Source organism: Rhodococcus oryzae, assembly GCF_005049235.1.
Lineage (GTDB): Bacteria > Actinomycetota > Actinomycetes > Mycobacteriales > Mycobacteriaceae > Rhodococcus_G > Rhodococcus_G oryzae.
The window spans coordinates 265,626-276,068 of sequence record NZ_SUMD01000007.1 but is presented as its reverse complement, the minus strand read 5'-3'; the positions used below and the strand labels follow the sequence as shown (position 1 = coordinate 276,068).

The window sequence follows — 10,443 nt, the reverse complement described above, 5'->3', positions numbered from 1 at the left end:
CGGCAGTGAGATCGAGTTCGACGGGGTCGTTCGTGATCGGCCGCCCGGTGACAATCGGGGTGGCGCGACTGCCTCACACCCACAGCAAGGAGCATCAGTACGTGGACGGCACCACCGATTCTTCGGCGTTGGACCTGGAGGAACACCTCCCACGCCTGACGGCGCGTGGCGTGATCCTCAGCCTGCTCGTCAGCAACCATCCCGCTCGGCCAACCCCGGCGCAAGTGGTTCGTGCGGCGGGAGCCTTCGGGATCAAGGAGTCCGCCGCCAGGGTCGCGCTGAGCCGGATGGTCACCGGCGGTGACCTGATCCGGACCGCCGACGGATTCCACCTGAGTTCGTCGCTGCTCGAGCGGCGTCAGCGGGTGCTCCACGAGGTGCAGCAGGACACCAGGTCCTGGGACGGGGAGTGGGAGATCGTGGTGGTGACCGGGACCGGGCGAGATCCCGGCGACCGGGTCACCCTGCGGTCCCGGCTGTCGCGACTGCGCTTGGCGGAGATGCGCGAGGGGGTGTGGCTTCGTCCGGCGAACCTGATTCGCCCGCTGAACCTGGCGGACCAGCCGGTGCAGACGATGCGGGGTCGGCCGGACGGCGACGCCGACGAGCTGGCCGCCCAGTTGTGGGACCTCTCCGCATGGGAGGCGGAGTCCGGCCGGCTGCTCGACCTGATGGATCTCGCCGTCAGCGCTGTCGACCGTTTCACCGTGGCCACCGCGATCGTGCGCCACCTGCTCACCGATCCCGTCTTGCCGCCTCAGCTTCAGCCGCGCCCGTGGAACGCGGAGCGTGTGCACGTGGCGTGGGCCGCCTATCAGGAGGAGTTTGTCGCGATCCCCGAGGTGGGAGACGGTTCGGAGAGCTGATTATTACTCATTGACATCGACTGTTTGAAAAACGTAATGTCCCTCGCATAGTCGAAGGAGGCAGCCATGCAGACGCATGAGGTTTTCAATCAGGCCAACCCGCTCGAGGGCCACAACGTGGCCGACGACCAGACGCTGATGGACGGGCTCGTCCGCGAGGGCGCCGAATGGTCCGTGGGCGAGGTGAGCGCGCTCGGCGAGCTGGCGGGCACCGCCGAGGTGCAGGACTGGGGACGGCTGGCCAACGAGAACCCGCCGATTCTGCGGCCCTACGACCGCTTCGGCCACCGGATCGATGACATCGAGTTCCACCCGGCCTGGCACAACCTCCTGTCCACCGCGGTGGCCAATGGCCTGCACGGCGCGCCGTGGTCGGATGACCGCGCCGGCAGCCATGTCGCCCGCGCCGCGAAGTTCTACGTGTGGTCGAACGTCGAGGCCGGTCACACCTGCCCCATCTCGGCCACGTATGCCGCGATCCCCGCCCTGCGGGACAACCCGGAGCTGGCGGCCACCTACGAGCCGCTGCTGTCCAACGGGTTCTACGAGTCGGGTCTGAAGGCTCCCCTCGGCAAGGCCGGCCTGCTCGCGACGATGTCCATGACCGAGAAGCAGGGTGGCTCCGACATCCGCGCGAACACCACGCGCGCGATCGCGCAGCCGGACGGCAGCTACCGGATCATCGGCCACAAGTGGTTCACCTCCGCCACCATGGCCGACCTCTATCTGGCCCTCGCGCAGACGGACGCAGGTGTCACCTGCTTCCTGGTGCCGCGCGTCCTGCCCGACGGCACGCTCAACGACGTGCGGTTGATGCGGCTCAAGGACAAGCTGGGCAACCGGTCGAACCCGTCCGGGGAGATCGAGTACCAGAACGCGGTCGGCTGGCGGATCGGCGAGGAAGGTCGGGGCGTGCCGACCATCATCAAGATGGTCAACATGACGCGACTGGACTGCCTGATCGGCGCGGCATCGGGCATGCGCCGCGGCGTCACCCAGGCCGCGCATCACGCGACCTACCGCAAGGCGTTCGGCGCCTACCTGATCGATCAGCCCCTGATGCGCAACGTGCTCTCAGATCTGACGGTCGAATCCGAGGCCGCGTCGCTGCTGATGATGCGTCTGGCCGGAGCGCACGACCGTTCCACTCGCGGTGACGAGGCGGAGTCGCGGTTCCTGCGGCTGGCGCTGGCCATCGGGAAGTACTGGGTGTGCAAGCGGTGGCCCGCGCACGCGGCGGAGTCGCTGGAGTGCTTCGGCGGCAACGGCTTCATCGAGGAGTCGCAGATGCCGCGGTTATTCCGTGAGTCCCCGCTCAACGGCATCTGGGAAGGCAGCGGCAACGTGGCGGCACTCGATGTGCTGCGCGCCATGGCCAAGAGCCCGCAGTCCGTTGAGGCGTTCTTCGCCGAGGTCGCCCTCGCCGGCCCCGAGCCGAGCATCCAGCGCGCCGTTGCCGAGATCCAGGCCCAGCTCACCGATCTCGCGGGCGCTGAGGTCCTGGCCCGCCGGGTCATCGAACGGATGGCTCTGGTCCTGCAGGCATCGCTGCTGGTCCGGTTCGGCGACCCGGCCGTTTCCGACGCGTTCATCGCGACCCGTCTCGACGGCGACCGGGGCAGCGTCTACGGCACCCTGCCCGGCGGTGTCGACTTCGCGGCGATACTCGGCCGCATCACCCCGAAGGTCGGCTGAGCGACCACATTCCGAGTCGGACCCATACAACGCAAGGGAGTCGATAGTGCAGGGAATCGGTGAGTGGGCGGTCCAGCGCGCCCAACTGAGCGGGGACAAGGTCGCGTTCGTCTACGGCGAGCAGTCCTGGACGTACGGCGAGTTCAACGACCGCACCGACCGACTGGCCAACCAGCTTCGTGGTCGGTTCGGGGTCCGGCGCGGGGATCGGGTCGCGGCCGTCGTCGCGTCCTCGGTGGAGTGCCTGGAGATCCTGTTCGCGAGCGCAAAGCTCGGGGCGATCTTCACGCCGATCAACGTGCGACTGACTGCGCCGGAGATCGGGTACGTGCTGGCCGATCTCGGTGCGGAGCTCCTGTTCGCGCACGGGCAGTTCAGCCAGGTGTCGGACGCGTTGACCGAGCCGGGGGTGCGGGTGCGCGACGTCGTGACCCTGGGCGACGAGTACGACACCCTGCTGGCGGACGGGAGCCCGGCGCCGGTGCCCTCGCAGGTCGACCGGCACGACGTGGCGGTGATCATGTACACCTCGGGCACCACGGGCCGTCCCAAGGGGGCGATGCTCACGCACGAGAACCTGCGAGCGAACGCCGTCGCCGTCACCTCGGCGTTCGGGCTGCGCAAGAGCGATGTCACCATCACCGCGCTGCCGATGTTCCACATGGGTGGGCTGGGGCTGCACACGCTGCCCTTCATCTACCTGGGCGCCCGCAACGTGATCCTGCCGTCGTTCGACCCGACCGTCGTCCTGGAGCTCGTGGCCAGGGAACGGGCAACCCAGCTGCTGCTCGTGCCGACCATGTGGCAGGCGGTGACGGCCGTGCCCGATCTCGATCGTCACGACCTGTCCTCGCTGGACTGTGCGCTGATCTCCGGGGCGCCGGCGCCGATGGCGGTGCTCGAGTTCTTCGCCGACCGCGGCATCCCGATCGAGGAGGGCTTCGGGATGACCGAGTGCGCGCCGTCGGTCGCGAAGCTCGACGCCGAGGACATCCGCACCAAGGCCGGGTCCATCGGCCGGTCGCTGTTCGGAATCGAGACCCGGCTCGTGGACGATCGGGACCAGGACGTACCCGCAGGCACCGTTGGCGAACTCCTCGTGCGGGGCGACAACGTGTTCGTCGGGTACTGGATGCGTCCCGAGGAGTCCGCTGAAGCGTTGCGCGGCGGCTGGTTCCACTCCGGTGATCTGGGCTGGGCCGACGAGGACGGCTTCATCACCCTGGTGGACAGGCGCAAGGACATGTTGATCAGCGGCGGGGAGAACGTCTACACCCGCGAGGTCGAGCTGGCGATCGCGCAGATGCCCCAGGTGCGCGATGTGGCTGTTGTCGGTGCCGCACACGCGAAGTGGGGCGAGACCCCGGTGGCGTTCGTGGTCGCCAACGAGGGCGAGAACGTCACGGAGGAGGAGGTCATCGCGTTTGCCCGTCAACGCCTGGCCGGCTTCAAGACGCCGACCAGTGTGTGTTCCTCGCTGCGCTACCGACCACCGCGACGGGCAAGATCCAGAAGAACGCTCTGCGTGATCGACTGTCCGCCAACATGTCCGACGGATAACCGAACAGATCGAGTGACATGGCGAGATCCACACCGCAGCGAACGCGGACGCCGGTGGTGCCCGCGCAGGTTCGCGGGCACCACCGGCGTCGGTGGAACGGGGAGCTGTGCGCTACGGCAGCAGCTGATCCATGAAGGAGTTGCTGTAGATCCGGTGCGGGTCGAGCGTGTTGAACGCCGCCCGCGCGCTGTCCCAGTTGTCACTCGCGGGCACGCCGTCGCGGTAGCTCTGCGGCAGCGCGCCGCTGATGATCCCGCCGTCGGTGTACGGGTCCGCGCCGAATGCCCAGCCCTTCGACCACTCGGGGCGGAAGGTGTAGTCGTTGCCTGTGTAATGCGAGCGCATCCACTGCTCCATCTCGCGGTAGAACTCGAACATGCCGGGGGTACCCGGGACGCCGAGCACGTTCAGCCAGATGGCGGTGTCCCACTCGGGGTGGTCCGGGCGCGGACGCATCGCGGAGATGGTCGGAGCGCCTGCCGAGGGGACCTTGACGTCCGCGGCCTGGTCGAGCCCGCAGCAGCGGATCTCGACGGGACCGTTCAGCGGGTACTGACCCTTCGCCTTGTAGAACTCGATGCGCTCGTTGAACCAGTGGGTGAAGTCGTGGATGACCTGACCGATGTTGGCACGGTTGGTGATGACCGCGCCGCCGCCCTCGGTCAGGCGGAGGGTGGTGGCCTTGATGTAGAACTGGATGTCCTTCGACCAGCCCCAGATGTCGGTGGCGCCGGTCGCGGCGAGCCCGGCGACCGTGGTCGTGTACATGATGTTGCCGAACGCAGGCGCGATGCCGGGAAGGCCCGAGTTCATCTGTCCGAGAAGGTCGGTGACCGCCTCGGGCAGGTTGTCCGAGAACGGGTAGTTGTACGGGCCGGTGACCTCGCGCGACCCGGCGGGCTTGGTGGGCGCGACCGACCAGACCTTGAGCCACGGCTTCTCGGTGAAGGGGTACCAGATGGCCTCCACGCCGCCGTTGGAGGCGACGTAGCTCTCGAAGGTGCGGCCCGAGGCGCCCTTGGCTCCGAACATCTCGGTCCACTTGATGTCGGTGTAGCTCTGGCACCGCATCCGGAAGTTCGGACCCGCCTGCAGCGTCACCGAGGTGAGGAAGGTGCGGCCGAGGTTGGTCAGCAGGGGCTTGATCTGAGGATCGTTGCGGGAGTAGGTCTTCTCCGCGTACTTGGAGCCATCCCAGACCACCGCGGTCAGCGAGGTCACCAGGTTGCTCAGCGAGCCGTAGGTGTGGCCAGGGGTGGTGGCCTGTCCGTTGGCGGGCAGGGCGGCGCCGTGCGCATCCACGGCGAGAGAGCCCGCGATCGACAGCACGCCCGGAGCGGGCAGGTTCGCGAAGCCGAGGCCCTGTGCCTGCAGCGCGGTGGTGATCGCGTCCAGGGTGGCGCCCGGGCCCGCGGTGACGGTCGCCGGGGCACCGCCCGCGTTGACCGAGACGCCGTTGAGGTGCTTCATCGTGTCGACCAGGATGACCTTGTCGACGGGGGCGCCGTTGACGACGGTCAGCGGGGTCCAGCCGTGCATGGCGCCACGCGGACGGATCTTGTACCCGTTGGCGTGCGCCCAGTTCGCCAGGCGGACGACGTCGTCGGGCGACTTGGGGTGACAGGTCCAGACGGAGTCCAGCATGATCTCCTTGGACCAGTTCTGGTACGCCTGCTGCGCGAGTTCGATGCCGTCCGGGAAGTTCGGCGGCGCGGGGAGCGTCGGCCCGCCGAGCGAGCCCGAGCCGCCTGCCGAGCCCGACGAGCCGAGCGGGATGGCGTAGACGGGCGTCCACGCGCCCGCCGCCGTCGCTGCCAGGGCCCCCGCCCCTGCAGCGAGGAATCCCCGCCTTGATAAGCCGAGACGCTTATCGTTCGATTCCGGCATGCGTTTACTCCAGTCGTGTGTGAGAGAGGGGGAGTTGTGTTCGTCAGTGCTGGGTAGGTCGGTCGGCCGTGCTGGGAACGGCCGACCGACCAGTCGTTCTTACTGGATCAGGCGAGCGTGAGGACCACGTCTGCCAGGGCCGGCGAGTCGTCGCGCTCGAGAACGCTTGCCGAGATGAGCAACTGGCCGGCTTCTTTCCAGATCCGGATCTTGAGGGTCTCGCCCGGGTAGACCACCCCGGCGAAGCGGGCCTTGTAGCCCTTCACCTTCGATGTGTCAGCGTCCAACGCGGCATCGACAGCGGCCTTGCAGACCATCCCGTACGTGCACAGCCCATGCAGGATAGGCGCAGGGAAGCCGGCTGCGCTGGCGAATTGGGGATCCGAGTGCAACGGATTCCGGTCACCGCACATCCGGTACAGCAACGCCTGCTGCGGCAGGATCGGCGCCTCGACCTCGAAGTCGGGGGACCGGTCGGGCAGTGTGACGGACTCCGAGGGGCCGCGCTCACCGCCGAAGCCGCCCTCGCCGCGCGCGAAGATCGACGAGCGTGCGGTCCACAGCGGATTCCCGTCCAGGTCCGTGGTGGTGGACTCCTGGACGATGACCGCGGCCTTGCCCTTGTCCCACACCTCGGAGATCCGGGTGGTGGTGCGTGCACTTCCCTCGGCCGGAATCGGCTGGTGCACGGTCACTTCCTGGCTACCGTGCACGACCTTGGCGAGGTCGATCTCCACTCCGGGGAAGGACACCTTCGGTGCCTCGGTGGCATGGAAGTTCGCCACCACGGTGGCGAAGGTCGGCAGCACCTGCGGCTTGCCGTCCTCGAGGTAACGCAGCTCCTTGGCGTCGAGCGGGCGCGCGCCCGCTCCGATGCCGAGATGGTAGTGCTGCACGTCCGAGCTGGTCCAGGAGAACTCCTGGGTGGGCAGCTCGGCGCCGATCGCGATGTTGGGGTCGATGGGCAACGTGGCTTCCTGTCAGTTCGAGGTGGCGGTGGCGGATTCGGCGCTCACGCCGGAAGCGGACTCGGTGCCCGACTTCGCCTTCTCGGCGATGTCAAGGACCGCGAGGTACGCGAAGGTCATCGCGGGACCGATGGTCGCGCCGGGACCGGCGTAGGTGTGACCCATCACGGGGGCGCTGGCGTTGCCCGCCGCGTAGAGGCCCTCGATCACGGTGCCGTCCTCACGCAGGGCGCGACCCTCGGTGTCGGTGCAGATGCCGCCCTTGGTGCCGAGGTCGCCCGGCACCATCTTGATCGCGTAGAAGGGCGCCTTGCTGATCTCCCCGAGGCTGGGGTTCTTCAGGCGCGGGTCGCCGTAGTAGGCGTCGTACCCACTGTCACCGCGACCGAAGTCCTCGTCCTTGCCGCTGCGCGCGAACCCGTTGAAGCGCTCGACCGTCTCGGTGAGGGCGTCGACGGGCAGTCCGGTCTTCTCGGCGAGTTCGGCGATGGTGCCCGCCTTGACCACGACGCCGGCCTTGAGCCAGCGGCCGGGGAAGGGGGAGCGCGGCGTGATGCCGGCGAAGGTGTAGCGGTTGCGGTAGCGCTGGTCCAGGATCATCCAGGTCGGGATGTTCTCGCCCGGGCCCTCGCCCTGGCCGTACTTGCCGCCGTACATCATGTGGGTCGCCTCGACGTAGGGCGCGGCCTCGTTGCCGAAGCGCTTGCCCGAGGTGTTGACCATCATCGAGCCGGGCAGGGTCCGCTCGGAGAGGGCGAACCAGGGGCCGCCGGTCAGCGGGATGGACGGGCCCCACCAGGCATCGTCCATGAAGTCCACTGCGGCGCCGACCTTCTGGCCCGCCTCGATGCCCTCGCCGGTGTTCGCCTTGGCGCCGACCGTCCACTCGGTGCCGATGGGTCCGCGCTGGTACTTCTTGCGCATCTCGTCGTTGTGCTCGAAGCCGCCGGAGCCCAGCACGACGCCGTGCTTGGCGCGGATGACCTGCTCCTCGCCGTCGACGAGGACCTTCACGCCGCGGACGGCGCCGTCTTCCGTGTACAGCTCGGTCAGCGGCGTGTTCAGCAGGATCGGCACGCCCGCGTCACGCAGGCCGATGCGCATGCCCGCGACCAGGGCCTGACCGCGGACCAGCAGGTCCTTGCCGGTGGCCTTGGCGGCCAGGAAGCGCATGCCGACCTTCATCGCGCGCACGGGTCCGCGGCGGTTGCGCATCAACAGGTTCAGCCACTTGTAGTCGGCCTGCGTGATGACGAAGTTCTTGGGAGCCTTGACGTAATCCGGCTCGAGGTTCTTGCGGTCGTCGCCGAGTTGGTTGCCGTCGAAGGGCGACGGCTCCACGGAGCGTCCGCCGAGACGGCCGCCGGGGGCCTCGGGGTAGTAGTCCGAGTAGCCGGGCACCCACTGCAGCTTCAGTGCGCTGTTCTTCAGCACGAACGAGAGCATCTCCGGCCCACGGTCGAGGTAGGTGTCGATGCGCTCGGGCGCTACGACGTCGCCGATGATGCTGTGCAGGTACTCGCGGGCTGCCTCGCGGGTGTCGGTGACACCGTCGGCCTCGAGCACCTCGTTGTTGGGGATCCAGACGCCGCCACCGGACCTGGCGGTGGAGCCGCCGTAGTGGGCGGCCTTCTCGACGATGACGACGCTCAAACCCTGGTGGGCGGCGGTCAGGGCCGCGGTCATGCCCGCCGCGCCGCTACCGACAACGACGATGTCGTATTCCTGCTTGCTCATGTAGAACACGTTATAGAATCAAGTGGGTCTCAGTCCATGCTTTCTGCCAGGAAGTATTGCCGAACTGGGTCTTGACAACCGGAACCAAACGAAAACACGTTGCAGGCAGACGGAAGGTGGTGCGCGGTGTCCTGGGACCTCTCCGCGGATGTCGTTGTAGTCGGGGTGGGCGTCGCGGGTGTCTCCGCCGCTCTCGAGGCCGTCGCGGCGGGTGCGGATGTGATCGCGCTCGACCGCTACAGCGGCGGCGGGGCCAGCACCATCTCGGGCGGCATCGTCTACGCCGGCGGCGGGACCTGGGTCCAGAAACAGGCCGGGGTCGCCGACAGCTCGGACGCGATGTTCGCCTACCTCAGCCGCGAGGTCGGGGACGCCGTCAGCGAGGAGACGCTGCGCAAGTTCTGCGACGAGAGCCCCGCGATGATCGACTGGTTGTCCGGCCACGGGGTGCCGTTCGAGGCCTCGCTGTGCCCGTACAAGACGTCGTACCCGAGCAACCGCCACTACCTGTACTACTCGGGCAGCGAGGCGGCGGGCGGCTTCCGCGACATCGCGAAGCCCGCACCCCGCGGCCACCGGGCCAAGGGCAAGGGCACCTCCGGCAAGATGCTCTACGGGCCCCTGATCGCCTCCGCGCTGGCGAATGGCGTCCACCTGGAACAGCAATCCCGTGCGACAGAGCTGATCATGGACGACACTGGGACCGTGGTCGGGGTCCAGTGCCTGAGCTTTCGCAGCGCGCCCAAGCAGGTGCGCGCGCGGTATGCCGCGCTGACCTCCCTCTCCGCCAAGCCGGGCATCTACTACCCGCCGATGCGCAAGATCCTGCAGAAGCAGATCGAGAAGATGGAGGCGCGGTACGCCAAGCCGATCCGTATCCAGGCCCGTTCCGGTGTGGTGCTCAGTGCGGGCGGGTTCATCGCGAACCGCGAACTCGTCGCGGAACACGCGCCGCAGTATCGCGGCGGGCTGGCGCTCGGCACGGCGGGCGACGACGGCAGCGGAATCCAGATGGGAACCGCCGTCGGCGCGGCGACCGACAAGCTCTCCAACATCTCGGCCTGGCGTTTCATCGTCCCGCCCAGCGCCTTCCTCAGCTCGGTGTTCGTGAACGAGAAGGGCAACCGGATGGTCGACGAGTCCCGGTACGGGGCCGCGCTGGGGTACGCGATGATCGCCGAGAACTCCGGGCAGGGGTGGCTGCTGGCCGACGCCGACCTCGTCAAGGAGGCGCGCTCGCAGCTCGGCACCCAGACCATGTGGTTCCAGCGGGTCCAGGCGGAGACCCTGCTCCGCGGCGAGGGCGTCACGGGGAACACCCTCGAAGAGGTTGCGGCCAAGGTCGGGATCGACGCGGCCGGGCTGGCGGCGACGGTCGCGGCGCACAACGACGCGATCGCGGCGGGCGAGGCGGACCCGATGGGCAAGCCTGCGGACTTCGTACGGCCGGTGCGGACGGCGCCGTTCTCGCTGTTCGACGTGTCGCTGAAGAAGAGCCTGACCAACCCGCTGCCGATGCTGACCCTCGGTGGCCTGGTCGTGGACGAGGGGACCGGTGAGGTCACCTCGACTGCGGGCGTAGCCATCCCGGGTCTGTACGCGGCTGGCCGCACGGCGGTGGGGATCTGCTCGAACTCGTACGTCAGCGGGCTCTCGCTCGCCGACTGCGTCTACTCCGGCCGCCGGGCAGGCGCGCATGCTGCGCAAGGTGGCTCCGCCTAGCACCAGG

At 68.3% G+C, this 10,443-nt stretch carries 6 protein-coding genes and 1 pseudogene; 4 read left to right on the top strand and 3 right to left on the bottom strand.

Annotated elements, in window-relative coordinates; translation table 11 throughout:
• Window positions 1–101 precede the first annotated feature (101 nt).
• From FCG67_RS25230 to FCG67_RS16555, 3 genes and pseudogenes are all read left to right on the top strand, one after another.
• Window positions 102–866 carry a PaaX domain-containing protein, C- domain protein gene (locus FCG67_RS25230; protein WP_211243229.1) on the top strand — a complete coding sequence of 255 codons (765 nt, stop codon included), beginning with the start codon at window positions 102–104 and terminating at the stop codon, window positions 864–866.
• Between the two features lie 66 nt (window positions 867–932).
• Complete coding sequence (locus FCG67_RS16560; RefSeq protein ID WP_097214272.1) at window positions 933–2,561, top strand: acyl-CoA dehydrogenase family protein; 1,629 nt, start codon at window positions 933–935, stop codon at window positions 2,559–2,561.
• Window positions 2,512–3,969, top strand: a pseudogene (locus FCG67_RS16555) (AMP-binding protein); the annotation flags it as partial. The gene FCG67_RS16560 and the pseudogene FCG67_RS16555, both read left to right, overlap by 50 nt.
• A 264-nt stretch (window positions 3,970–4,233) precedes the next feature.
• On the opposite strand, the gene FCG67_RS16550 reads toward FCG67_RS16555, so the two are convergent.
• The 3 genes from FCG67_RS16550 to kstD all read right to left on the bottom strand — a co-directional run bounded on the left by FCG67_RS16550 (window position 4,234) and on the right by kstD (window position 8,714).
• The gene (locus tag FCG67_RS16550; RefSeq protein ID WP_136910805.1) at window positions 4,234–6,009 is read right to left on the bottom strand and encodes a cholesterol oxidase substrate-binding domain-containing protein; all 1,776 of its coding nucleotides are present in this window, start codon (window positions 6,007–6,009) and stop codon (window positions 4,234–4,236) included.
• Window positions 6,010–6,116: 107 nt separating this feature from the next.
• Entirely contained in the window at window positions 6,117–6,977 is an 861-nt protein-coding gene (locus tag FCG67_RS16545; RefSeq protein ID WP_097214275.1) for a MaoC/PaaZ C-terminal domain-containing protein, read from the bottom strand.
• Between the two features lie 12 nt (window positions 6,978–6,989).
• Window positions 6,990–8,714 (bottom strand): 3-oxosteroid 1-dehydrogenase, encoded by a 1,725-nt coding sequence (gene kstD, locus FCG67_RS16540; protein ID WP_211243228.1) that lies wholly within the window; start codon window positions 8,712–8,714, stop codon window positions 6,990–6,992.
• 126 nt (window positions 8,715–8,840) lie between these two features.
• On the opposite strand from kstD, the gene FCG67_RS16535 reads away from it, so the two are divergent.
• Complete coding sequence (locus FCG67_RS16535) at window positions 8,841–10,436, top strand: FAD-binding protein (RefSeq protein ID WP_136910803.1); 1,596 nt, start codon at window positions 8,841–8,843, stop codon at window positions 10,434–10,436.
• The last annotated feature ends 7 nt before the right edge of the window (window positions 10,437–10,443 follow it).

Coding starts and splice junctions, on each gene's coding strand:
- FCG67_RS16560 (WP_097214272.1), top strand. CDS start 933: ATGCAGACGCATGAGGTTTTCAATCAGGCCAACCCGCTCGAGGGCCAC.
- FCG67_RS16550 (WP_136910805.1), bottom strand. CDS start 6,009: ATGCCGGAATCGAACGATAAGCGTCTCGGCTTATCAAGGCGGGGATTC.
- kstD (WP_211243228.1), bottom strand. CDS start 8,714: ATGAGCAAGCAGGAATACGACATCGTCGTTGTCGGTAGCGGCGCGGCG.